This is a genomic window from Mycobacterium interjectum (assembly GCF_900078675.2).
GTDB lineage: Bacteria > Actinomycetota > Actinomycetes > Mycobacteriales > Mycobacteriaceae > Mycobacterium > Mycobacterium interjectum.
In genome coordinates, this window is record NZ_LT546237.1 from 1615065 (window position 1) to 1636938 (window position 21874).

A 21874-nucleotide genomic window follows, 5' to 3' on the forward strand; every position below is an offset into this window, starting at 1 on the left:
GTCAAGCCCGTTGAAGCGCGGCCTTCCAATTGGGCGGTGCGCCAGTCGAGGGCTACCCCTCACCGGGGCAGGTATCGGCGTAGATCGCGCTATGAAAGACGTTGGCGCACAGCATGATAATCGGAGTACTTTGCCGGTAAAGCCGCACGTTCGATTTCCGCACTTTCACCGAGACTGGTGTCGAACAGCCGCCAGACCACCGGGCGGCAGTCTCGTCGGGCTCGATCCAGCTGGTGTAGTCGCCGCCCCTCCGGTTTACCCGTTTTTCGACGCTGCGAGATCTGCGGCATCACTCACCGGGCTCACGTGGACTCGTTGCTGTGTCGCGGTCGTGTGGGCCTTCCACAGGTTGGCGGCCCACGACCGCGAGAAGGCGCAACTTGTCCATGCTCGATGTCCCAGCGGGCGGTGTGAGGATTACTAACTGCTGGCCGTCCATGGTTGCAAGCACTTCGCAGTCCAAAGGGATGGGACCGACTTGTGTGAGGAAGGTTTTGCGCTGGCTGCGCCGTACGGCCACGTCGTGACGCCTCCACAACTCGCCGAATTCGGGGCTTTGCTCAAGCAGGCCATCAACCAGTTCGCGCATATCGGGATCGTTGGGCCGGCGCCCCCACGCCGCCCGCAGATCCGCGACCCGGATGCGGGTGTGGTGAGTGTGTTCATCTTGCGGGATCGTGTCACGCGAGCGTGGGTCGGTGAACCAGCGCCAGCACATGCTGGCGTTAAGCCCGGCATCGCCGTTGGCCACCTCGCCCATCAACAGCTTAGCCAAATCGTTTTGGGCGAGCACGATCTCGGTATCTGAGCATACGAAGGCCGCCGCGTCGCGCAATTGATCGAGCAGGAACAGCAGGGCCGGCCGCACATGCAGGGTCTGCCATGGGCGGTCGGGGACAGCGTGACCGGCCAGTCGGTAGAGGTGGTCGGTTTCGTCCTCGGTCAAGCGCAATGCGCGGACGAGTGAGCGAACTATCTGCGGGGACGGCTGCGTGCTGCGGGCCTGCTCGAGGCGGCTGTAGTAGTCGACCGACATGCCGGCCAACTGGGCCACTTCTTCCCGCCGTAAGCCCGGCGTGCGGCGGCGCACGCCCGGCGACAAGCCCACTTCTGCGGGACTGATCACCTCGCGTCGGCGCCGCAGGAACGCCGCCAGCGCGTCACGATCCATTCGTCCATTGTCGTCACTGCATCCTCGCTTAGCCAGGGACTCCCGGTCCTCGGTTGAACGCGTCCTAGTTGGTCCGGCCGATTCGACGCAGACTGACCGCATGCGGACGAAGAACCCGGGATACCTCGCCGGCGCGGCTCAATGTAACGGCCATGTACGCCGTGTACGACAGGGGCGGCGGCTGGCGCTGATTTGAGGGGTTTGCCGACCGACCGGGAGGGCGCGACCTAAGGCCGTCATTCTCGATCTCAACGGGCGACGTGAACGGCGGCGTGCCGCAAAATCGTCAGTTGGCCGAAGCCACCGCACAACAACAAGATACGACGAGCCAGATATGACTAACGAGGAGAATCACACATGCGGTACCGCACACTCGGCCGGACCGGCATCAGGGTCAGTCCGTACGCGTTGGGCGCCATGATGTTCGGCGCGATGGGCAACCCCGACCACGAAGAGTCGATCCGCATTGTCCATCAGGCCCTGGATGCCGGGATCAACATCATCGACACCGCTCCGGCGTATTCTGACGGCGAGTCCGAAGAGATCGTCGGCAAGGCGCTCAAGGGTCGACGTGACAACGTGGTTCTGGCGACCAAAGTCCGTCGTGTGATGGCAGATACGTCTGTCCAGTGCGGGAATTCCAGGCGTTGGATCACGGAATCGGTCGACAAGTCGCTGCGCCGCTTGCAGACCGATTACATCGACCTCTACCAAATCCACCGGCCCGACCCCGACACCGACATCGAGGAGACGCTGTCGGTGCTATCGGATCTAGTACGCAACGGCAAGATCCGCGCCATCGGCTCCTCGACAATGCCCGCGTCAGACATGGTCGAGGCCCAGTGGGTCGCCGACAGGCGCGGACTGCAACGGTTTCGGTGCGAACAGCCCCCGTACTCGATCCTCAACCGCGGCATCGAGACTGAGGTTCTGCCGGTGGCGCAGCGCTACGGGATGGGCATCTTGGTATGGAGCCCACTGGCACAGGGGCTGCTCACCGGCCGTGCCCGCAAGGGCGGGCAGACCGACCTGCGCCGCGCAGCATTCTTCAAGCATCTCAGTGACGAACGCCGGCTTGACACTGTCGAACAGTTGACCATGCTGGCCGAGGAATCCGGGCTGGGGCTGCGCCACATGGCGATCGCGTTCGCCATCGCTCACCCCGGTGTGAGCAGCGCCATCATCGGCCCACGCACCATGGACCACCTCGAGGACCTACTCGCGGGCGCCGACGTCACCCTTGCCGACGACATCCTCGATCGGATCGACGACATCGTTGCCCCCGGTACTGACATCGGCACCCTCGACATGGCCTACCGACCCCCAGCGCTGCTAGAGCCGACCCTGCGCCGGCGGCCCCGCTCATCCGCGGCGTCCTAATCGAGATCGATCAACCGGCGCACACCAGTCTGGGGTGGAAGAAAAACTTACGCAAAGTGTTGCTCGCGCAGGGCCGGTTTTCGGGCTGCCTTGGGACCTGACTCCAGGCCACTGTTAGGCGGATTCGTCAGGCGGGCATTGTTTGGTCGCCGACTTTGTCGATGATTTCTTGTTCGGATTCGGTGGGAACGCGTGTGCTGACGAGGAATCGGTTGAACATGTTGTACCAGCAGATGACGGCGATGTAGCGGCGGGTGACGTCGTCACCGAAGCGTTCTTTGAGTGCGGCAAGCGTGGTGTCTTGTAGGCCTGCGTTGTTGGTGATCTGGTCGGTGGCGAGCATGACGACGGTGGCGTCGTCGTCGAGTCCGGTGACCGGTCCGTCGTTTTGGATGCCTTGTTTCTCTGCATCGGACGCGCGCAGGTTGTCGAGCATTCGGAGGTTGGGCCCCCAGGGGTTGACTCCGCCGAGCAGTTTGGCGATGCGCAGGCAGATGAATTCGCGAATTTTGGGATCGACGCCGTCGACTCGAAAGACGGCGCGGGCGAGTTCGATCATGGGCCGGCCGATGCCGCCGGTGCCGAGCATCATGCGCCCGTCTTTATAGTTGCGCGCGAAGTCGTGTAAGTAGGCTACGGTCTCCGGCCCGAGTTCGTCGTCGGTGGGAAGTGGGATCGATTCGGTGAACGGGTATGCGTCCAGATGTGGCATCTCACTGTTCCTTTCGGCGGTTGGTGGGGCGGTATAGCCAGGGGCGCAGCTGTTGATCGCGGGCGCGGTAGGCTTCGATGTCTTTGCGGTGGCGCAGATTGTCGTCGATGTCGTCCAGTCCGTCGAGAAGCAGCTCGCGGGACCGTTCGTCAATGGGGAACGAGTGCCAGGGCCCTGCAGTCGCGCGTACGCGGCTGTGTTCGAGGTCGATCTCTGCTTGTGGTGGTTCGGCGGCGTCGATGTGTAGTTCGGCGACCAGGCGGGCGTGTTCTTGTGGTGGGAGGGCTAGCGGCAAAATGGTGTTGCGGTAGCAGTTGGCGGCGAAGATGGAACCGAAGCTGGGGGCGATGATGGCTTTGATGCCGAATCCGCGTAGCGCCCAGACGGCGGATTCTCGGGAGCTGCCGCAGCCGAAGTTTGCACCGGTGAGAAGTATGGTAGCGGTCCGGTAATCCGCCTGGTTCAGGATGAAATCGGGCTGTTGGTATCCGTTCTCGTCATAGCGCCAGTTGCCGAACAGGATTGATTCGTAGCCGGTTTTGCCTAGTCCGGCCACCTGCAGACGTGAGGGGGCGATGACGTCGGTGTCAATGTTGTCACGCAGCAGTGGCGCGACCACGCCGGCGACGTGTCTCAGTGATCGGTCGGTCATGTCAGGGTCCTGGGATCGGTGATGTGTCCGGTGAGTGCGGACGCGGCGACGGTGGCGGGGCTGGCCAGGTGTGTGCGTACGCCGGGACCCTGGCGGCCTTCGAAGTTTCTGTTGGTGGAGCTGATCACGCGCGCGCCGGTCGGGAAGCCCTCGCCGCCGCCGAAGAAGCAGAAACCGCAGCCTGATTCGCGCCATTGAAAGCCGGCGTCGATGAAGATGCGGTCGATGCCCTCGGCCTCGGCGGCGAGCTTGACCGCGGTCGACCCGGGGATGCAGATGGCGGTGACTCCGTCGGCGACGTGGCGCCCGGCCAGCAGTGCTGCCGCAGCTCGCAGATCCGAAAGTCTTGCGTTGGTGCATGATCCGACGAACGCGGCGTCGATGGGTACAGTGGTCATCGGTGTGCCGGGCGTCAGGCCAATGTAGTCGAGTGCCTTAGCGGCTCCGGCGGGATCGGGCAGTGTGTCGGGATGCGGTACCGATGCGTCGATGCCGACGCAGTGTTGGGGACTGGTGCCCCAGGTGATCTGAGGCGTCAAGGCGGTGACGTCGATGTCGACGGTGCGGTCAAAACGTGCCCCGTCGTCGGTGCCCAACGCCAACCATTGCCGGGCGGCGCGCTGCCAGTCGGGAGCGGTGAGTGCTCGTGGTCGGGTCTTGAGGTATTCCAGGGTGATGGCGTCGGGGGAGACGATGCCGGTGAACCCGCCGGCCTCGACGGCCATGTTGCACAGCGTCATTCGGCCTTCGATGGGCATCGATTTGATGGTCGGCCCGGTGTACTCGATGGCGTAGCCGGTGGCGCCGGCGGCGCCAATGGTCGCGATGAGCGCCAGGATCAGGTCTTTGGCGTAGACGCCATCGCCGAGTGATCCGGTGCAGCGGGCCTGCAGGGTCTTGGGCCGTTTGACGGCCAGCGTCTGGGAGGCCAGGGCGGTCTCGCAGGTGCTCACGCCCACGCCCCAGGCCAATGCGCCGAGCCCTCCGTTGGTGCCGGTGTGGCTGTCGGCGCACACCATCGTCATGCCGGGCAGGACCAGTCCCTGCTCAGGGAAGGTGACGTGACAAATTCCCTGGCGGTCGTCATCGAGGTCGAAGATCGGTATGCCTGCCGCGGCGGCGGTGGCTCGGAATCCCTCGATGAATTTCTGGTTGTCGGGCAGGGGACTGGCGTCGGTGCGTCCGGACCGGGTGTCCACCGAATGGTCGAGGGTGCCGAATACGGTGTGCGGGTCGAAGACCTGTCGGTGATCGTCGTGCAGGCTGGTCAGGGCGAACGCGCCGCTCTTCTCGTGCAGGAAGATCCGGTCGATGTAGAGCAGCGCGGTGTCGGCATCGAGTTGGGATACCACGTGGGCGTCCCAGATCTTGTCGAAGACCGTGCGCGCTTTCGGTGCCATCACTGCCTCCCACCGTCGGGCAAGAGACCGGCGAGGTAGCGCTGCTCGAGTTCGGCGACCAGCGGCGTGCCGACGAGTTCGTGTATGTCGGCGAAGCTGGCCGTGCGCAAACCCAAATTCCAGGTCCCGTCGTCTTCACGAATCTGCTTGAGCGCGTCGGTGATCCCCGTGATTGCGGCGGCAAACAGGGCGCCGGGCAGACTGACCCGGGCCACGCCGAGCGCCTGCAGTTCGGTGAACGTCAGATGGGTCGGGGACTTGCCGCCTTCGCTGATGTTGATCCCGACCGGCCCGTCGATACCTGCGACGGCGGCGACGAGTTCTTCCCGCGCGTGCAATCCCTCCACGAACACCAGCGTCGCGCCGGCATCCAGGTAGGCGTTGCCGCGCTTGATCACACCGTCAATGCCCTCCACGGCCAATGAGTCGGTACGGGCGGTGATGACGAAGTCCGGGTTGTGCCGGGCATCGGCGGCGGCGCGAATCTTCGCCACGGCCTCGTCTAGGTCGATGACGTGTTTGCCGTCGAGGTGGCCACACCGTTTCGGCATGACCTGGTCTTCTAAGTTGACCCCCGCGAGGCCGTGGCGTTCGAAGGTCTGCACCGTGAAGAACGTGTTGACCGCGTTGCCGAACCCGGTATCGGCGTCACCCACCACCGGAATGTCGACCGATCGGGCGATCACGCCGCACGCGCCGGCCATCTCGGCCAACGAGGCGATGGAGTAGTCCGGGACGCCGTAGTGCACCGCGGCGATCCCCAGGCCACTGCACTGCAGCGCGCTAAACCCGGCTTGCTGGGCCAGCTTGGCGCTGATCGCGTCGTACACGCCGGGCATCACGACCAGATCGGGTCCGAGGAACAGTTCTTTGAGTCGGGACGGCTTGTCGTCAATGGAAGTCATCTCCATCACCTCCTATCTAACATCTATAGCTATAAAACATAGCTGTCAACACCCTGCCGCGATGCGGCGTTGATTCACCGGAGGTGGGGTTAGGGTTGTTCGAGATGGAACACGAGGAGGCGTCGCGGCTGCGGCGCCAGCTGATGACACTGCAGCGCCGGATTCGCCGGGAGATGAGAACCGGTCCGGTGGCGCTGTCAGATGCCCTGGTGCTGGGCGCAATCGAGCGCCGTGGGGGAGCGGTGTCTCCGGGACAGATCGCCGAGGACCTGGTCATGACGACGTCCAACGTCGCCGCGGCGCTGCGAGCACTCGAGGCGGCGGGGCTGATCAGTCGTCAGCGCGACGCCAACGATGCCCGACGGGTGCGTATCGAGCTCACCGACGACGGCCGCCGTCTGGTCGTCAACGATCGGCGCCGGCGCGACGATTGGCTGTGTGCCACCATCAACACCTCCCTGACCCCTCGCGAACAGAAAGTCCTGCGGCAGGCCGGTGAGTTGATGGGCCGCCTGGCCTACGAGGGCCTCGACCATCGCGATGAGCTCGACCCCGGTGACGCGGCTGCAGGCTGAGCCGCGCCCTACGACAGACACACCCGACTTCCCGACTACGCACGCGGTCGTCTCGGCACTATCCACCGCCACCGCGGCGACTACCCGTTGCCCGACGAGCTCGTAGCTCACGGCCACACCAATCCAGAAGCGCTCTACAGCGTCTACTTCGAGGCCAGCGATCTATGGGGCGAGGACGCCGGTAATCACCGCGTCTACCTCGACCTCTACGAAACCTGCAGCCCATGGAAGGCGAGATGCGGTGAGCCGCAACCATAGCGCTCACACCGATGCACAGCGCGCACACATCACCGCGCGGGTCGCCGTGCTCGAACAGCGGTTGATCGAGCGCGGCGCCATCACCGGCGAACAACTCGACGACATCCTTGACACATTCACCCACCGCTTAGGCGCCCATCACGGCGCCCGCTACGTTGCCCGAGCCTGGACCGACCCAAAGTTCAAACGCGAGCAACTGACCGAAGACCAACTCGCTGCACTGGTCACCCGAGACTGCTTGATCGGCACCACACAGCCCGTTGGGCCATCGCCTCGGCCGAGCTCGCATGCCTCGGCTGCGTCTGCCCCCCGGCGGGGGAGCGGCGCGTGACAGCCGGCCCCTGACATAGACCTCGATCAGTGTCGCGATTTGGAGCCGGTCGTTCGCGGCCGCGGTGAAGACACGCTCGCGGTCCAATCGCACGAGAAAGACTCCAGGCCGAACTCGGGCCGGCGTCGCTACGCTGCTGTGTTATGCAGGAGACGCGCCTCGACACCGCCCGCATCCGGGCGGCTCGTCGGGCGATCGACCCGATTTTTCTCGACACGCCGCTGTACCGCTGCGAGGCGCTGGAACCCGACCTCGGCTGCGCGGTGAGCATCAAGCTCGAAACGGCGAACCCGGTCCGTAGCTTCAAGGCTCGCGGCACCGAGGTAGTCGCGAGCCAGCTCGCCGCCAAGGGCTCGCCCGCCGTGGTGTGTGGCAGCGCGGGCAACCTCGGCCAAGCCCTGGCTTGGTCTGGTCGCGCCAGGGGTCTCGAGGTCACGGTCGTGGCATCCCGGTTTGCACCTGCGATCAAGCTCGATCGCATCCGCGCACTGGGCGCGAGATTGGCGCTAGTGGACGGCGATAACGAGATGGCCCGTGCCCGCGCGGCAGCCATCGCGCGGCATGAAGGCATCGGGCTGCTCGATGACAGCTTGGACATCGAAACCTGTGAGGGCGCGGCGACCATTGGCCTGGAACTGGTGGAGGCCGGGTCGTCGTTCGACGCTGTGCTGATCGCTCTCGGGGGCGGAGCGCTGGCTACCGGTGTCGGGCATGTAATGAAGGCCCTCGCGCCCGACGTTGAGGTGATCTGTGTTCAGCCGGCCGGCGCACCGGCGATGACACGTTCGTGGCGTGAGCGCCGCGTTGTCACCACCGACTCGACTGACACCATCGCAGACGCTGTCGCCGGCCGGTGTCCAATTCCGGAGGTCCTCAACGACCTCCTCCTGGTCGGCGACGACGCCGTGTTGGTCCAGGAAGCATCGATCATCGCCGGTATGCGGGTACTTCTGGAAGACGCTGGCCTCGTTGTCGAACCGTCGGCCGCGCTCGGAATCGCGGCGATCCTCGAAGACCGTGACCGCTTCGCTGACCGCCACGTAGTCACCATCGTGTGCGGCAGCAACGTCGACGTAGACGCCTATCACCGCTGGGTCGATGCTGCTCCCATCCGCAGGCCTTGATGGCCACGATGGTACCCATTCCAATCGAAACTTAGCGCCCTGTTACTCCAGATGCGATTGATCGAAACTTCCACTGCGACGGCCAATCCTGGCCGGGCGCGCCCACGGGCCGGGGCGGGAAGGCGAGGGGCGACGCTGATTCATCAGATGAAAACGGCGCTTTGCATATTCGATCCCACCGTATCCACCGAATAACCAAGGTTACTACTGGTAACCCTTCATATTCGATCTGTGCATATTCCTGTTATGCGTGAATCGGGTGTCTATGCACCCTCGGTGCGCTCCGGTGCGAGGTAGTCGGCGCCTCCGATGTAGATGGTGTCTTGTGGGTGTGTGGGGCCTGTGGCGGCGGCGGCGATTGCGGCTGCGAATTCGTCGAGGGTGGGTAGTGGCCGTGTGCGCGACGGGCGTCGACAGCGGCGGGGTCGCTGCGGTGGAGAAGTCGCACGATGATGGTTCCGTCGATCATGTCGCCGGAGACGACGGTCAGCGAGACGCCGCGAGAGGTCAACTCGGGTCGCATGGCGCGGAGTCCGTCTTCACCGGCGCGTTTGCTCTCGGCGATCGGAATGTATTGCTCCGGTACTGGTTTGAGGCCGTGGAAGTGGGCCTGGTGGCTGGTGACGAAGATGACGCGGCCGCCTTGGGGGATGAGCGGTAGGGCCCGGTGAAGCAGTTGAATGGGTCCGTCGCGGTTGATGCGCATCGGGGAGTCGGGGGCGGCGCCGCGTTCGAGTCCGCCTGAGGCGTTGAGAATGGGGGTATCGAGCCGGCCGAATTTGTCCCCGATATCGCGAATGACTTCGGCGCACGGCGTCGGGTCGCAGATGTCGAGGTGTGCCGTCGATGCTGATCCGCCCGCTGTGATGATGTTGGCGACGACGTCGTTGGCGCGGCGCTGTTTTTCGCGGTAGGTCACGACAATGTGGCTGTCTGCTGATGCGAGGTGGCGTGCCGTTGCGGCACCCGCACCTCGGGATGCCCCGGTGATCAGGACGACCCGCGGGTTCATCGACATCGGGCTATCGCCGCGGTATCGCCGGCTCGAGTCGTAATCATGAGCTTTGAGTGTTTGTCTCTCGTGAGGCTGCCGCGTGTGCGTTCTGTGGTTTGGATTTTCGGTGTCGGAGTGGGCGTCGGAGGTTGGCGATCGCGATGCGCGGTATGAGGGCGGGATCTTGCAGGCGCGTGGGTGGATCGACGAGTTGGCAACTCGGAACAGTCGTTCGGTGACGGTGGTGTCGGTGGCGGCGGCGCGTAATGCGGCGTTCGTGATCCACTGGCTGATGCGTCGATGCAAGGGCCGGCGGGCGTCGGCCCCGAGTGCGGTGTGGTCGTTGTGTGTATTCATTGACCAGGCCGTACGGATGTGCGGCACCGTGGCTGTGAAAAAGCGTTGCGGCAGGTCAGTCGTGCCCTCTCGCAGGCAGTCCTGCAGTGTGAGTGCTTGGACCGCGGCCATCGTCATCCCTTGTCCCCAAATGGGATCGAGCGTGCATAGCGCGTCACCGATGACGATGACGCCGGCAGGCAGCTGTGTCATCTGGTCATAGCGTCTCCAGACCGCGGCTGTGTCGCGGAAGATCGTGATGTCGCCGGTGGGTGTCGCCGCCCGCAGTCCTGTCATGACGGTCGTGGGAAGGATTTGTTCGGCTGCGTTGATAAGTTGTGTGTAGTCGGTCGGGGGAGGTGCGTGCCTGGTGGCTTCGCCGATCGCCAGGATCCAGGTGTTGTGCTCATACGCCAGCAGCAGCAGACGGGTCGAGCGTTTTCCTTGGTCGAGCATTGACACCATCTGCGGGGTGATTTGCCCTGCGGGGATGTCTAGTAGCTGGCCAGAGTAGGCCCAATTCGCCTGTTCCCGCCGCTCTGGCGGTACGCCAAAGCTATTGCGTTGCAACAGGGCTGGTGTCTGTGTCGCGCGGCCGGTGGCGTCGACGACGAGGTCCGCGGTCAGGATGGTCGGGTCTGTGTTGTCGCAGTTGGTCACGCGCAGGCCGGTGACGGCACCGTCGGAGGTGGTCAGATCGATCGCCTCGTGCCCGTCGAGAAAGGTGATGTTGCTGATCGCTTCGATGCGGCGGCGGATGTGAAATTCGATAAAGGGGCGGCTGGCCTGGTAGTAGATCAGCGCCTGGGGGTCCACCAGGCTGCCTGTGCTGCGCAAATGATGTGGACCCACCTGGGTGTACATCCGCGATGGGTCGTTGACTACAGCGCCGGCTGCGGCGAGTTCGCTCAGGATGCCAGGTAGTAGCTCCACGGCAATTACCCGCCCGCGGTCTGACTTAATGCCAGCGCAGCGGCAAACTCGACAGCCGGACCGCATCCTCGAGGATAACTGGCGGCACGGACTCAGCATCTAACGCGAACGGGGGGATAGTGCGTAACCATTCGCTGACCAACACAATCAACGCTGTTTTCGCCAGACTGACGGCCACACAGCGGTGCGGGCCCCCGCCGAACGCCCAGTAGTCCGCCCGCGACCCGTGGCCGTCCGCCATGTCCTCTTGGATGGCCGCCCCTACGCACAGCACGACCCGGGCCCCTGCCGGTATCTCGACACCCGCCACGGTGACGTTCTGAGCGGCCCTGCGGATAATCACCGGGGCCGGCGGATCGCGGCGCAGCACGTCTTCGACGAATCCCTCAATCCCTGCGGGGTTTTCGCGGAGCGAAGCGCACAGCCGCGGGTCGCGGGCAAGGTCAAGAAACACGAAACCCACCGCGCTCCTAAACGGCGTAATGCCCGCAGCGATCAGCATCTCAACTACCGCGCACGCGTCAGCTTCGTCGAACCCGTCGTCACCGGCAACCAACCCGGACATAACACCCGCAATATCAGGGCTGACGCGGCGCTGCGCGAAAGCCCCCGCCAAATAGGCGAGCATCTCAAATTTTTGCACCAAATCCTCGAAACGGACACCTTTGACAGCGGCCAGAGGCGCCCGCTGGATCGCCCAAAGCGCTTTCTCCCAGCGCAGCAACCTATCCCCGTCTTGCGGCGGCAACCCCAACACTGTGAGCAGAACCTGAGCCGCGAATGGCTCCGCAACATCGGCGATCACCTCACAACTACCCTGCGGGGCGACCGCTTCGACCACCGCCGCGGCCTGATCTTGCAACGCGGGTTGCATCTGTTTCACCGCGGGCGAATTCAATAACGGCTGCAAGATTGCGCGCCAACGCGCATGGTCCGGCCGATCCAAAACGGCGTTAAGCGAAAACACTTCCGGGTTACGCAGCGCTGCGAGCACGTCATCCGCCCGTGTGAGGCAATAGCCATTCATAACCACGCTGTCGTCGATAAACACGACCGGCCCGCGCTCGCGCAGCGCGTCCCAAAGCTCGCTGCGATCCCCTGTGAAGAAATCAGGCAGCAACCTGTCACCGATCGGTGAGAGGTGAGCTATCCCGGGCCGCACCTGCGCGGGCACACTCACACATCGCCGAAGTACTCGCGGATCTGATCGAACTCGTCCAACAGGTACAGCCCCTCCCGCGCCAGCGGATATTCGCCGCTCGGCGGCCCTGATTTACGCCCCCACCATACCCGACGCCGCGGGAACATCGGTCCTGGATCCACGCGAGTCGCCCTGAGGCGCGCATCCCCAATAGTCGGTTGACTTGACATAATGTCGCTTATCGGTACAGAACATTGCGAGTTGCATCAGATGAAAGCGCTCGCATCCTTTGACGATTGGCCCATCTGCGCACCTCTCGGCGCTGTTCCGACGTCTTCAGTTTCCCGAACGAACCGCTGCGGCAGTTGCGCCGACGGCCGAGGCTGGCGGATGTTTCAATCACTTAGATCATGACTCGGGTGTTAGGTGAAATCATGAGCGAGCCCGACCGCCCGGCGCCATAGTCGGCAGCCCACCAGCTGCCCCGCCCCGGGCTGCGCCAATACGTCACTGTGACGAATTGGGTTGGGGTAGCCGGGCTTTTGAAACTGCGGGTCGGTCGATCATCAGCACGATCTCGGACGGTTGCCGACATGGCTGATGTCCGTTCTCAGCAATGTTGGGGCATTCTCATTGAATCTGGGCAGCAGATCGAGGCGGCATATGCGGGCCTGGTCGGCAATGACCCCGCGTACCGTGCACCACGCCTCGCCCCCCGGGGTGAACGCGTATGAATGCTCGATGCGAAGGATTTGCGCGCGTTTGTCGCGGGACTATCCGCGCCGAACTATTGCTCTAACTCACCGCGTGCCGGGCACTTTCGCGACCGTTCATCGTGCAATCGCACACCGACCTCCCCGCCGAAACGAAACGGCTGCACCGCTAGTTCCGTCACGTGATGATTTGGTCGGCCTTCCGGGCTGCGTGCCCGCCGCGCTTGCTACGGCCGCGACAAGTCCAAGTGGGCTGGTGCGAAGCAACGCACCAGCCCACTGTCACGAGTGTGAGTGTTAGACGGCAGAGACTCCCATTGCCTGGGGCCCCTTGGCTCCTTGCCCAACCTCGAATTGAACACGCTGGTTCTCCTCGAGCGAGCGGTAGCCGCTCCCCTGGATCTCGGAGTAGTGGACGAAGAGGTCCTTCGCGCCGTCGTCAGGGGTGATGAAGCCGAAGCCCTTTTCCCCGTTGAACCATTTCACAGTTCCCTGTGGCATTTACTTTCTTCTCTCATCTAAATGTGGGATGTACCTAAAACATCCGCACGACCAAATTAGCACGACCGGCCATTAAGCAAAACCGTTGTGCCGCTGTCACAATTAACGCTGCGCAGCGCCCGACCGGCGACCACGCCTGCGGCCGGCGGTACCCGAGCGGCGGGGTTGCGACGGATGCGACGTCGGCGCCTTCTTCGGTGCGGGAGCCCGATACGGAGCCGGTTCACCGGCCACCGCGTGCACGGCGGCCGAGTCGACGGTGACCTCCTGGGGAGTGACACGGATGCCTGCGCGGCGCATCAGCGCATGTGTGTCCTTGCGCTGCTCGGGCAGGACAACGGTGACGACGTCACCCGCGTTGCCCGCCCGGGCGGTTCGCCCGGACCGGTGCAGGTAAGCCTTGTGCTCGGCGGGCGGATCGATGTGCACCACTAACTCGATTCCGTCGACATGCACGCCGCGGGCGGCGATGTCGGTGGCCACCAACACGCGTGCCTCGCCCGTGCTGAAGGCGGCGAGGTTCCGGTCGCGTGCCGGCTGAGAGAGGTTGCCGTGCAAATCGACTGCCGGAACACCGGATTCGGTGAGCTGCTTGGCGAGCTTGCGCGCTTGATGTTTGGTGCGCATGAACAGGATTCGGCGGCCGCTGCCGGAGGCGAGCCGGTGTACCAGCTCCTTCTTGGCCTGCACCCCGGAGACGTGAAAGACGTGGTGGGTCATCTCGGACACCGGCGAGTTGGAGCCGTCGACAGAGTGCAGCACCGCGTTGCGCAGGAATCGGTTGACGAGCTTGTCGACGCCGTTGTCGAGGGTTGCGGAGAACAGCAGCCGCTGGCCGCCGCTCGGTGTGGCCGCCAGGATGCGCGTCACGCCGGGCAGGAAGCCGAGATCGGCCATGTGATCGGCTTCGTCGATCACCGTCACCTCGATCGAGTCCAGGCTGATCAACCGTTGCTTCATCAGGTCTTCGAGCCGACCGGGGCACGCCACGACGATGTCGACGCCAGCCTTCAGCGCCGCCACCTGCTTGCCTTGCGGTACGCCACCGAAGATCGTGGTCACGCGGAGGTTGTTGGCGGCGGCCAACGGTTCCAGGACCGCCGTTATCTGGCTGGCCAACTCCCGCGTCGGAGCCAAAACCAGGCCCGACGGTCGCGACGGACGGCGGGGATGCCCGGCGAGCCTGCTGACCATAGGGATCGAGAAGGCGAGCGTCTTGCCGCTGCCCGTCTTGCCGCGGCCGAGTACGTCGCGGCCGGCGAGTGTGTCGGGAAGCGTTTCGATTTGGATGGGGAATGGGTGGGTGATCCCCCGCGTGGTCAGCACTTCGATGAGCGCTTCAGCCACGCCGAGATCGGCAAATGTCTTGCCAGTGGTCACTTTGATGTCTTTCAGCATCGGTTGTGCCGAATGGGCGGCGAAATGCGCGCGATCTGTCAGCACAGGGTGGCGAGATTGCCGGTGGGCAAAATCGATCGCCGCGATACGAACTGTGCCGGGTTCAGTGCGCCAGCCACTGGATCGGGGCGGGCGCCGGAAGGAGGAAGAAGCGTTTCACGACGTGTTGGCCATCGAGTAAGACAGCCAACGTTGTCCTTAGCATAGCAGCACCGCGATCTTGTTCCCGCCAACCCGCCGCAGGCTCTGCGCTGATGCGGGTCAAAGTCGCGCTTTTATCCTCATATTCGGCGTTAATAGACGTATACATCTGTTTCTGCGGTTCACTGTCGTGAGGGCTCCTTGGGACAACCGCGGTCGCGGCCGCGCCGGACAGCACGCCCGCTGCTGCCCGGCACCGGACAAACCGGCTAGCTAGCCCGTCGCCACCACCGAACCGGAATTCCACGGCGCCAGCCGTTCGGACGACGCCGGCGTGTCGGGGAGATCATCGCTGACGTCCCAGGAAGCGGCCAGGCGCCCGACGCCCAGTGCGACCGCGCAATGCACACCGAGTTCCACCAGCTGGTCTTCGCCGAAGTGCTCGCGCAGCTCGTCGTAAACCTTCTCATCGATGGCGAGATGATTGGTGGCGAAGAGCTCGGCGAAGCGCAGGGCGGATCGCTCGGCGGCCGAGAGGTTTTCGGCGTCGGCCGGCCGTTCCAGCGAGCAGACGGCGTCGTCGTCGAGGCCGTCGTCGATGGCGCTTTGGTAGCGCACCGCGATGCAGCTTCGGCACTGGTTGAAAAACGCGATGCGCAGCCGCACCAGCTCGAGCAGCCGGGGCGGCAGCGTCCCGTCGGCACGCAGCGCCGCGGTCAACGAGCCCAGCGCCTCGGCGACCGCGGGGAGGCGACCCATAATCGCGGCCACACCGAGGTTGATCCGATCCCCTTGGCCGAGATCTTGTGTCGGCACCGCGGCGAACGCTTCGGAAGGCGCGATACGTGTCAATTCATCGTCCCCTGTGTCCAGCCGGTTTCGGGATGAAAACCATTCACTGGACACTACGACACTTCATTGCTCTGATAGAAGGACTCTTGCACGCGGCAGAGCCCGAAGAGCGAGGACCACATTGATGCGTCCACGCAAGGTAGGTGTTCTCCCACTTGTGGTCATCTTGTCATTCGTCACACCGCCCGGCCAGGGGTTTGCGACGCCCGACAGCGGGGTGAATTCACAGACGCTGAACCAATCCTCGCAAGATGGAAGAGATTTCATCATCCGCGAAAGCACCATCGCCCCGGGCGGCAGCACGGGCTGGCACTTCCACGACGGCACCTTGGTCGGCGCGATCAAGCAAGGGACACTCACCCACTACGCCGCAAACTGCTCGGTCGACGGCGTCTACAACCCGGGTGACACGATCGACGAACCTGCAGGGCCCGAGCACGTGCACCTTGGCCGCAACCTCGGCGCGACCCCGCTGGTCTTGGAGATCATCTACGTCGTCCCGTCGGGTAAACCCTTGGCCGAGGATGCGGCAAACCCTGGCTGCCCCTTCTCCTGACAGGCAGACGCGACCTAGCCGCCGAACGGTGTTCCGTCGAAGCGCTCGCGAGTCGCGAACTCCGGAACCGGGCGTCGTCGCAGTTTCGTCACCTGACCCACCGGCTTGCCCAGCGGCACGACCGCGGCGATGGCGTACGGGTCGGGCACGCCGAGCAGCTCCTTGACCCGCGGCTCCTCGGCCACGGCCATCGTGGTCAACACCCCGCCGTAGCCTTCGTTACGCGCGGCCAGCAAGACGTTCCAGACGAACGGGTACACCGAGGCCCCGGGCACCACACCCACCCGATCGAGGTCCTGATCGGTGGCGGCGACGACCGCGAGGTCCAGGCAGATCACCAGCACCACCGGCGCCCGGCGAATCGGAGCCGACATCTGCGCGGGCGGCTCCACTGAATCGGTCGTCGACGCGTCGACGCCGCTCGGCCGCAACGGGTTCCACGGCGACTCGCCGCTTGCGAGCTGCGCGGTGTAGCGGCGGGCGGCAGGCAGTCCGAGGTCGGCCAGGGCCGACCGGGTCTGCGCGTCGCGGAGGACGATGACGCGCACGCCCTGCCGATTGCCGCCGGTCGGCGCGAACCGGGCGTTGTCGAGAATGCGCCCCAGCACGTCATCGGGAAGCGGGTCGTCGGCGAATTCGCGGACGGCCGGCGTGGATCGCATGACGTCGTAGAGCTCCATCGCACCATCGTGCCGCAGGCGGTCAGGCGGCGTCGTGGAAGATCAAGCCGAGTGTGCACCGGTCCCCGGAGCGGACCACCGAGACCCCGTGCCGCACGGGGGCGGCCGACCAACCCCGTGTCGGAGGAATCGGCCGTTCCCTGGTGGTGAAGACGTAGCCGTGCCCCTGCGGCAGCGTGGTCGCGGTGCCGCGTGACTGCGCCCGCGGCCGCTGCTCGACGAGCAGGAATTCGCCGCCGGTGTGCGCCACGCCCGGCTCGTTGAGGTTGATCACGACCTGCAACGGAAAGACGAGGTCCCCGTAGAGGTCTCGATGCAGCGCATTCCAATCACCCGGCCCGTATTTGAGCAGCAGGGCCGTGGGTTTGGTTTGGCCGGCGCCATGGCATACGTCCAGCCATTCGTCGAGCGTGTCGGGCCAAGGCGGCTCCCGGCGCAGCTTGGTCCACCAGTCGCGGGCGATCGGCAGGAGCCGGGGGTAGAGCGCCTGCTTCAGCTCTTCGATCGGCCGCGGGTAGGGCCGCTTGAAGTAGCGGTATTCGCCCTGCCCATAGCGGTGGCGCGTCATGTCGATGGTGGCGCGAAACAGGCCGTCGTCCGGGTAGATATCAAGCAACGCCGCACACTCGCCGGGAGTGATCAGCTGCGGAAGCAGTGCGCCGCCAACGTCATTCATGTCGGCCGCGACCGCCTCCCAGTCCGCGGCGTTCACCCGCCGGTCCCATTTCGAGGGCATCAGAACAATCTGCCTGCCACCGCGGGTATCGGCGCCTCCAGGTCGAGCAGGAATCGTTTGCGCTTCAGGCCGCCCGCATAACCGGTGAGTGCGCCGTTCTTTCCGAGCACGCGGTGACACGGAACGACGATGCTGAGCGGGTTGCGGCCCACCGCTTGGCCGACGTCGTAGGCTGTGGCGCCCCCGCCCAGTCGCGCGGCAAGCTCGCCATAGTTGGCGGTCTCGCCATACCCCATGTCGAGCAACAGTTCCCAGATCCGCCGCCGATGCGAATTCCCGGCCAGGGCGATCGGCAGATCGAACCGAGTGCGCTTTCCGCTGAGGTATTCGCGCAGCTGCTCGGCCGCCCGATCGAACAGGACGTCGGCGCCCGCCTCGACGCAGCGGCCCAGGGCATTAGCCGTCGGCGGATGCCAGTGGTGCCGGAAATACACACCCGTCATCGCGTCGCCGTGGGCGGCCAGTGTGAGCTCACCGAGTGGGCTGTCTGTCACCGCGTGTCGTGTCTGCATCGTTGCACCTCCTTTCACGGTAAACGATGGGCTGCGTGAAAGCGTGAGCTCATCAGATCCCCGCCGGCACTAGATTCGTTGAATCCGCTTTCTCACGTTCGCCAATGCGCCGACGTCTACGGAATAGAAATCGCTGATGTCAGGAGGAACCCGAATGCCTACCGGGCCCCGTTGATGGGAGTCGAGCGGCACGTCAAGCCACCGTTCGAGGCCGTGGTGGCTTGCCACGGCGCCACGGTGTTGCGGGTCGTGCGTGCGGTGGTCGGTCACGCCGACGCCGACGACGCCTGGTCGGACACGTTCCTGGCCGCGCTGAAGGCGTACCCGCAGCTGCCGGCCGACGCCAACATCGAGGCGTGGCTGGTGACCATCGCGCACCGCAAGGCCATCGACATCACTCGCGCGGCGTCACGGCGGGCCGTCCCGCTCGCCGATCCCCCCGACTCCCTCGCCCGCGAACGGGCCGACACCCACGATCTCGACCTCGACGCCGCGGTGGGTGCGCTGCCCCCCAAACAGCGCCAGGCGGTGGCCTATCACTATCTGGCCGGCCTGCCCTATTCGGAAGTCGCCGTGATTCTCGGCGGCAGCGTTACCGCCGCCCGGCGAGCCGCCGCCGATGGGATCGCCACCCTCCGACGCACCTATCCCCGTCTCGACACCGCAAGGAACCACGAATGACCACACCCGATCTGACCAAGCACTACCCCGTCGACCGCGAACACCTTCGGCGCCTACACGCCCGGCTCGAAACGGACGCCCAGGCCGGCGATCTCCTCGACATCGCCTACCGCACAGTGGATTCCGCGGTGGGAACGCTGCTGTTGGCGGCCACCCCCCGAGGCCTGTTGCGTGTGGCGTTCGCCAACGAAGACCGCGCCGGCGTGCTGCAGGACCTCTCGGAGCGCATCAGCCCGCGGGTACTCGAGTCGCCCGCCCGGCTGGATTCTGTTGCGCGGCAACTCGACGAGTATCTCAGCGGCCGTCGCCGCCGCTTCGACGTCGCGCTGGACTGGTCGCTGTCCCAAGGTTTTCGGCGCACGGTCCTCGAACACCTCAGCACCGACGTCGGCTACGGCGACACCGCAAGCTATGCCACCCTGGCCGGGCTGTCGGGCTCCCCCAAGGCGGTCCGCGCCGCCGGCACGGCGTGCGCGACCAACCCGATTCCCATTTTCGTGCCGTGCCACCGGGTGATCCGTTCCGACGGAACGATGGGCGCCTACCGCGGCGGTACCGCCGCGAAGCGCGTCCTGCTGGATCTCGAGCGGCACGCGCGAGAGTGCAACTAGCGACACGTTTCTCGAGGAGCGACGTCGGCAGTCGCACTTTCGCGGGCCATCAGGCCGGCGCCGACCAGTGCACCACCTTCATCGTGGTCATCTCGTCAAGGAGCTCGGGACCGAAGCCGAACCCGGCGCCGCTGGCGCGGCGCGGCTGGGACGCGCCCCCGGGGGCGCCGCCGAACACATTGTTGATCTTGACGGTGCCCACCGGCAGGGCGTGCCACGCCTCCTGCGCATGCGACATGTCGCCGGTCAGCACGGTCGCGGCGAGACCGTAACGGTCGTCGGCCGCCTCGAACAGGGCGCCGGCGAAGTCGGGAACCATTCGCACCGCCGCGATCGGGCCGAACGTTTCCTCGCTCATCACCAGCATGTCCGGCGTGCAGTCGGTCAGCACCGTGGGCGGATAGAACGCCCCCGGCCCCGGTCCCGGTTCGCCGCCGGCCAAGACGTGGGCGCCGCGCCGGACCGCGTCGTCGACGTGCGCGTGCACGTGATCGCGATGGCGCTCGTCGACCAACGGCCCGATCCGATCGGCCCACGACGCCGCCTCGTCGGCCAGCACGCCGACGAACGCGTCGGCGATCGGCTGGACGACATAGATTCGCTCCACCGACGCGCAGAGCTGCCCCGCGTTGGCGAAGGCGCCCAGTGCGGCCTGGCCGGCCGCCCAGCCGGGGTCGACGTCGGCGTCGACGATCAACGCGTCGTTGCCGCCGTTCACCAGCAGCGCCTTCGCGCCGCGTTCGGCGCAGGCGCGGGCGATTTCGCGGCCGGCCGCGCTGCTGCCGACGTGCGCGACCACGTCGACCNTTGGACCCCGGTCTGCGTGCGGCGGCCCGATTCTTGCCCCGCGGCTACGCCCTGCACCGGGGCTACAAGATCCAGCGCCGGCTGATGAACCTGATGGGCAACGCGGGCCGGATCCGCCACGTCCCGGTGGCCGCGGTCAACGAGCACGTCACCGTGCGCCTGCATCGTCCGGCCGGCCTTCCGGTCCGCGCGCCGGCGATGTTGTGGATCCACGGCGGCGGCACGATCATGGGTCACGCGGCACAGGACGACAAATTCCTGCGAAACCTGTCGCATCTCACCGGCGTCGCGGTGGCCGCGGTGGACCACCGGCTGGCCCCCGAGCACCCCTACCCGATCCCGGTCGAGGATTGTTACGCGGCGCTGCGGTGGCTGGCGCACCAACCGTGGGTCGACCCGGATCGCGTCGCTGTCGGCGGGGCCAGCGCCGGCGGTCATTTCGCGGCGGCCGTGGCGCAGCGGGCTCACGATCGCCGGGACGTCAGCCTTGCGTTTCAGCTGCTGGTGTACCCGATGCTCGACGACCGCACCGGCGCCAACCGCAGCGGTCACAAGCGGCTCATGTGGACCGAAACCGACAACCAGCAGGCGTGGCGGTGGTACCTGAACGGCGCGGATCCCGCCGAGGCCGCGCCGGCGCGCCGGGAAGACCTCTCCGGCCTGCCGCCGGCCTGGATCGGGGTCGGGACGTTGGATCTGTTCTATCAGGAGTGTCTGGACTACGGGCGACGGCTGCGCGAGGCGGGGGTTCGCGTGCACGAGGAGATCGTGCCGGGAGCGTTTCACGCGTTCGACCAGATCGCGGACAAGGCGCCGATTTCGGTTAAGTTCTTCGCCAGCCAGTGCGATCACCTGCGCGACGCCCTCGCCCCGCCGAGCCCGTGAGCCGGGCGGCGCACCCACGCCGTCCGCGACGTGTTGACTGCAAAGTTTGCGGTCTGTGCAACTATTAGTGGCATGGGCAATCCCCTCGGTCTGCGCGAGCGGCGTCGTCGCCAGACCAGCGCCGACGTTCGCGACGCCGCAGTGCGCTTGGCGCTCGAACGCGGCTTCGACAAGGTGACCGTCGAAGAGATCTGTGTCGAAGCCGGGATTTCGACGCGCACGTTCTTCAATTACTTCCCGAACAAAGAGTCCGCGATCGCCTACGGCCCGTCGGACCTCCCCGTGGAGCTCGCCGCGGAATTCGTCGCGGCCGGGCCGGCGCCCTATTCGGTGGTCCTCGCGGAGCTGATCACCCTCGCGGCGCACCATCTGCGCGACATGCCACCGCTGCGCGAACAGGCCGCCGGCATGCTCGAACTCTGCAAGACCAGCCCCGCGGTGTTGGCGGCGTTCCTCGCCGAGCTCGAACGGTTTCAGAACCAGCTGACCGACATCGTTGCCCGTCGCCAAGCGATGCGGCCCGACGACGAGATACCCGCGCTGATCGCGGCGCTGGCGTTGACGGCCGTGCGTTCGGGCATCGAGCGCTGGGCCAGCGCCGATCCACAGGATTTCGACGACACGCCGATGCCCTACGTCGAGCGCGCCGCCGCCCTGGTCAACAGCATCTTCGTGAAGTGACCGCCGGATAGTTAGCTAGATCACCTTCGTTTGCATGGTCTGCAAATTATGCAGGCGGTGTATTATGCTGTGGTGGCATCAGACGGGGGTTCGCGATGCAGGGACAGACTTCCCAGGGCCCGACAACCCAAACCGACCACGCCGGATGAGCTCCGTTGTGGCGCAACCTAATACGGTGATCACCTCGAAGGCGACGCACCAACGTTGA

The 21874-nt window shown here is 65.4% G+C and carries 24 protein-coding genes and 1 pseudogene; 10 read left to right on the plus strand and 15 right to left on the minus strand.

Annotation, left to right across the window (positions count from 1 at the left end; genetic code table 11):
* Positions 1-289: 289 nt before the first annotated feature.
* Positions 290-1171: a helix-turn-helix transcriptional regulator gene (locus BN4348_RS42055; protein WP_066912996.1), complete on the minus strand. Its 882-nt coding sequence runs from the start codon at positions 1169-1171 to the stop codon at positions 290-292.
* A 357-nt stretch (positions 1172-1528) separates the two neighbouring features.
* Here BN4348_RS42055 and BN4348_RS42060 point away from each other — a divergent pair, with 357 nt between their 5' ends.
* Entirely contained in the window at positions 1529-2551 is a 1023-nt protein-coding gene (locus BN4348_RS42060) for an aldo/keto reductase (protein ID WP_066912998.1), read from the plus strand.
* 127 nt (positions 2552-2678) lie between these two features.
* Here BN4348_RS42060 and BN4348_RS42065 read toward each other — a convergent pair whose 3' ends face one another.
* Genes BN4348_RS42065 through BN4348_RS42080 form a run of 4 tightly spaced genes read right to left on the minus strand, consistent with a single transcriptional unit; the run spans position 2679 to position 6220 of the window.
* Positions 2679-3263 (minus strand): carboxymuconolactone decarboxylase family protein, encoded by a 585-nt coding sequence (locus BN4348_RS42065; RefSeq protein ID WP_066913000.1) that lies wholly within the window; start codon positions 3261-3263, stop codon positions 2679-2681.
* A gap of 1 nt (position 3264) precedes the next feature.
* Complete coding sequence (gene leuD / locus BN4348_RS42070) at positions 3265-3915, minus strand: 3-isopropylmalate dehydratase small subunit (RefSeq protein WP_066913002.1); 651 nt, start codon at positions 3913-3915, stop codon at positions 3265-3267.
* The gene (locus BN4348_RS42075) at positions 3912-5315 is read right to left on the minus strand and encodes a 3-isopropylmalate dehydratase large subunit (RefSeq protein ID WP_066913004.1); all 1404 of its coding nucleotides are present in this window, start codon (positions 5313-5315) and stop codon (positions 3912-3914) included. The genes leuD and BN4348_RS42075 overlap by 4 nt, the downstream gene beginning before the upstream one ends.
* A complete protein-coding gene (locus BN4348_RS42080) occupies positions 5315-6220 on the minus strand; it encodes an isocitrate lyase/PEP mutase family protein (protein ID WP_235852726.1) in 906 nt (301 codons plus the stop codon). The genes BN4348_RS42075 and BN4348_RS42080 overlap by 1 nt, the downstream gene beginning before the upstream one ends.
* 104 nt (positions 6221-6324) lie before the next feature.
* On the opposite strand from BN4348_RS42080, the gene BN4348_RS42085 reads away from it, so the two are divergent.
* From BN4348_RS42085 to BN4348_RS42095, 4 genes and pseudogenes are all read left to right on the plus strand, one after another.
* Entirely contained in the window at positions 6325-6795 is a 471-nt protein-coding gene (locus BN4348_RS42085; protein WP_142308701.1) for a MarR family winged helix-turn-helix transcriptional regulator, read from the plus strand.
* 24 nt (positions 6796-6819) lie between these two features.
* Positions 6820-7053, plus strand: a pseudogene (locus BN4348_RS62795) (SH3-like domain-containing protein); the annotation flags it as partial.
* Positions 7037-7384, plus strand: coding sequence for a nitrile hydratase subunit alpha (locus tag BN4348_RS62800; RefSeq protein WP_066913010.1), 348 nt, complete (start codon positions 7037-7039; stop codon positions 7382-7384). The pseudogene BN4348_RS62795 and the gene BN4348_RS62800, both read left to right, overlap by 17 nt.
* A gap of 143 nt (positions 7385-7527) precedes the next feature.
* Positions 7528-8508, plus strand: a complete 981-nt coding sequence (locus BN4348_RS42095) for a threonine ammonia-lyase (RefSeq protein ID WP_066913012.1) — start codon at positions 7528-7530, stop codon at positions 8506-8508.
* Positions 8509-8752: 244 nt separating this feature from the next.
* On the opposite strand, the gene BN4348_RS62470 is transcribed toward BN4348_RS42095, so the two are convergent.
* The 6 genes from BN4348_RS62470 to BN4348_RS42120 all read right to left on the minus strand — a co-directional run bounded on the left by BN4348_RS62470 (position 8753) and on the right by BN4348_RS42120 (position 15481).
* The gene (locus BN4348_RS62470) at positions 8753-10702 is read right to left on the minus strand and encodes an SDR family oxidoreductase (protein WP_066913014.1); all 1950 of its coding nucleotides are present in this window, start codon (positions 10700-10702) and stop codon (positions 8753-8755) included.
* A 94-nt stretch (positions 10703-10796) separates the two neighbouring features.
* The gene (locus BN4348_RS42105) at positions 10797-11945 is read right to left on the minus strand and encodes a cytochrome P450 family protein (RefSeq protein WP_066913016.1); all 1149 of its coding nucleotides are present in this window, start codon (positions 11943-11945) and stop codon (positions 10797-10799) included.
* Between the two features lie 2 nt (positions 11946-11947).
* Entirely contained in the window at positions 11948-12094 is a 147-nt protein-coding gene (locus BN4348_RS60015; protein WP_160040437.1) for a hypothetical protein, read from the minus strand.
* An 828-nt stretch (positions 12095-12922) separates the two neighbouring features.
* On the minus strand, positions 12923-13126 hold the full coding sequence (locus BN4348_RS42110) for a cold-shock protein (protein WP_066913018.1): 204 nt from the start codon (positions 13124-13126) through the stop codon (positions 12923-12925).
* 102 nt (positions 13127-13228) lie between these two features.
* The gene (locus tag BN4348_RS42115; protein WP_066913118.1) at positions 13229-14506 is read right to left on the minus strand and encodes a DEAD/DEAH box helicase; all 1278 of its coding nucleotides are present in this window, start codon (positions 14504-14506) and stop codon (positions 13229-13231) included.
* 432 nt (positions 14507-14938) lie between these two features.
* A complete protein-coding gene (locus tag BN4348_RS42120) occupies positions 14939-15481 on the minus strand; it encodes a carboxymuconolactone decarboxylase family protein (RefSeq protein WP_235852727.1) in 543 nt (180 codons plus the stop codon).
* A gap of 193 nt (positions 15482-15674) precedes the next feature.
* Between BN4348_RS42120 and BN4348_RS42125 the strand changes: the two genes are divergently transcribed.
* The gene (locus BN4348_RS42125; protein ID WP_235852728.1) at positions 15675-16073 is read left to right on the plus strand and encodes a cupin domain-containing protein; all 399 of its coding nucleotides are present in this window, start codon (positions 15675-15677) and stop codon (positions 16071-16073) included.
* Positions 16074-16087: 14 nt separating this feature from the next.
* Here BN4348_RS42125 and BN4348_RS42130 read toward each other — a convergent pair whose 3' ends face one another.
* The 3 genes from BN4348_RS42130 to BN4348_RS42140 are packed head-to-tail and all read right to left on the minus strand — an operon-like array spanning position 16088 to position 18001.
* Positions 16088-16753: a nitroreductase family protein gene (locus tag BN4348_RS42130; protein ID WP_066913024.1), complete on the minus strand. Its 666-nt coding sequence runs from the start codon at positions 16751-16753 to the stop codon at positions 16088-16090.
* Between the two features lie 22 nt (positions 16754-16775).
* Complete coding sequence (locus tag BN4348_RS42135) at positions 16776-17489, minus strand: 2OG-Fe(II) oxygenase (protein ID WP_066913026.1); 714 nt, start codon at positions 17487-17489, stop codon at positions 16776-16778.
* Positions 17489-18001, minus strand: a complete 513-nt coding sequence (locus tag BN4348_RS42140) for a methylated-DNA--[protein]-cysteine S-methyltransferase (RefSeq protein WP_066913028.1) — start codon at positions 17999-18001, stop codon at positions 17489-17491. Before BN4348_RS42140 ends, BN4348_RS42135 begins: the two co-directional genes overlap by 1 nt.
* A gap of 174 nt (positions 18002-18175) precedes the next feature.
* On the opposite strand from BN4348_RS42140, the gene BN4348_RS42145 reads away from it, so the two are divergent.
* Together BN4348_RS42145 and BN4348_RS42150 are read left to right on the plus strand one after the other, a co-directional pair.
* Positions 18176-18682, plus strand: coding sequence for an RNA polymerase sigma factor (locus BN4348_RS42145; protein ID WP_066913030.1), 507 nt, complete (start codon positions 18176-18178; stop codon positions 18680-18682).
* On the plus strand, positions 18679-19293 hold the full coding sequence (locus BN4348_RS42150; protein WP_066913032.1) for a methylated-DNA--[protein]-cysteine S-methyltransferase: 615 nt from the start codon (positions 18679-18681) through the stop codon (positions 19291-19293). Before BN4348_RS42145 ends, BN4348_RS42150 begins: the two co-directional genes overlap by 4 nt.
* A 49-nt stretch (positions 19294-19342) precedes the next feature.
* Here BN4348_RS42150 and BN4348_RS42155 read toward each other — a convergent pair whose 3' ends face one another.
* Entirely contained in the window at positions 19343-20092 is a 750-nt protein-coding gene (locus tag BN4348_RS42155; RefSeq protein WP_235852729.1) for an aldehyde dehydrogenase family protein, read from the minus strand.
* An 8-nt stretch (positions 20093-20100) separates the two neighbouring features.
* Here BN4348_RS42155 and BN4348_RS42160 point away from each other — a divergent pair, with 8 nt between their 5' ends.
* Both BN4348_RS42160 and BN4348_RS42165 read left to right on the plus strand, forming a co-directional pair.
* Entirely contained in the window at positions 20101-20985 is an 885-nt protein-coding gene (locus BN4348_RS42160) for an alpha/beta hydrolase (protein ID WP_066913034.1), read from the plus strand.
* Positions 20986-21057: 72 nt separating this feature from the next.
* The gene (locus BN4348_RS42165; protein ID WP_066913038.1) at positions 21058-21666 is read left to right on the plus strand and encodes a TetR family transcriptional regulator; all 609 of its coding nucleotides are present in this window, start codon (positions 21058-21060) and stop codon (positions 21664-21666) included.
* Positions 21667-21874: the final 208 nt, after the last annotated feature.

What these genes read in the sequence shown, in the direction of transcription:
- BN4348_RS42055 (WP_066912996.1), bottom strand. Translation starts at nt 1,171, where the DNA reads ATGGATCGTGACGCGCTGGCGGCGTTCCTGCGGCGCCGACGCGAGGTG.
- BN4348_RS42060 (WP_066912998.1), top strand. Translation starts at nt 1,529, where the DNA reads ATGCGGTACCGCACACTCGGCCGGACCGGCATCAGGGTCAGTCCGTAC.
- BN4348_RS42065 (WP_066913000.1), bottom strand. Translation starts at nt 3,263, where the DNA reads ATGCCACATCTGGACGCATACCCGTTCACCGAATCGATCCCACTTCCC.
- leuD (WP_066913002.1), bottom strand. Translation starts at nt 3,915, where the DNA reads ATGACCGACCGATCACTGAGACACGTCGCCGGCGTGGTCGCGCCACTG.
- BN4348_RS42075 (WP_066913004.1), bottom strand. Translation starts at nt 5,315, where the DNA reads ATGGCACCGAAAGCGCGCACGGTCTTCGACAAGATCTGGGACGCCCAC.
- BN4348_RS42080 (WP_235852726.1), bottom strand. Translation starts at nt 6,220, where the DNA reads ATGACTTCCATTGACGACAAGCCGTCCCGACTCAAAGAACTGTTCCTC.
- BN4348_RS42085 (WP_142308701.1), top strand. Translation starts at nt 6,325, where the DNA reads ATGGAACACGAGGAGGCGTCGCGGCTGCGGCGCCAGCTGATGACACTG.
- BN4348_RS42095 (WP_066913012.1), top strand. Translation starts at nt 7,528, where the DNA reads ATGCAGGAGACGCGCCTCGACACCGCCCGCATCCGGGCGGCTCGTCGG.
- BN4348_RS62470 (WP_066913014.1), bottom strand. Translation starts at nt 10,702, where the DNA reads ATGTACACCCAGGTGGGTCCACATCATTTGCGCAGCACAGGCAGCCTG.
- BN4348_RS42110 (WP_066913018.1), bottom strand. Translation starts at nt 13,126, where the DNA reads ATGCCACAGGGAACTGTGAAATGGTTCAACGGGGAAAAGGGCTTCGGC.
- BN4348_RS42130 (WP_066913024.1), bottom strand. Translation starts at nt 16,753, where the DNA reads ATGGAGCTCTACGACGTCATGCGATCCACGCCGGCCGTCCGCGAATTC.
- BN4348_RS42135 (WP_066913026.1), bottom strand. Translation starts at nt 17,489, where the DNA reads ATGCCCTCGAAATGGGACCGGCGGGTGAACGCCGCGGACTGGGAGGCG.
- BN4348_RS42140 (WP_066913028.1), bottom strand. Translation starts at nt 18,001, where the DNA reads ATGCAGACACGACACGCGGTGACAGACAGCCCACTCGGTGAGCTCACA.
- BN4348_RS42145 (WP_066913030.1), top strand. Translation starts at nt 18,176, where the DNA reads ATGGGAGTCGAGCGGCACGTCAAGCCACCGTTCGAGGCCGTGGTGGCT.
- BN4348_RS42150 (WP_066913032.1), top strand. Translation starts at nt 18,679, where the DNA reads ATGACCACACCCGATCTGACCAAGCACTACCCCGTCGACCGCGAACAC.
- BN4348_RS42165 (WP_066913038.1), top strand. Translation starts at nt 21,058, where the DNA reads ATGGGCAATCCCCTCGGTCTGCGCGAGCGGCGTCGTCGCCAGACCAGC.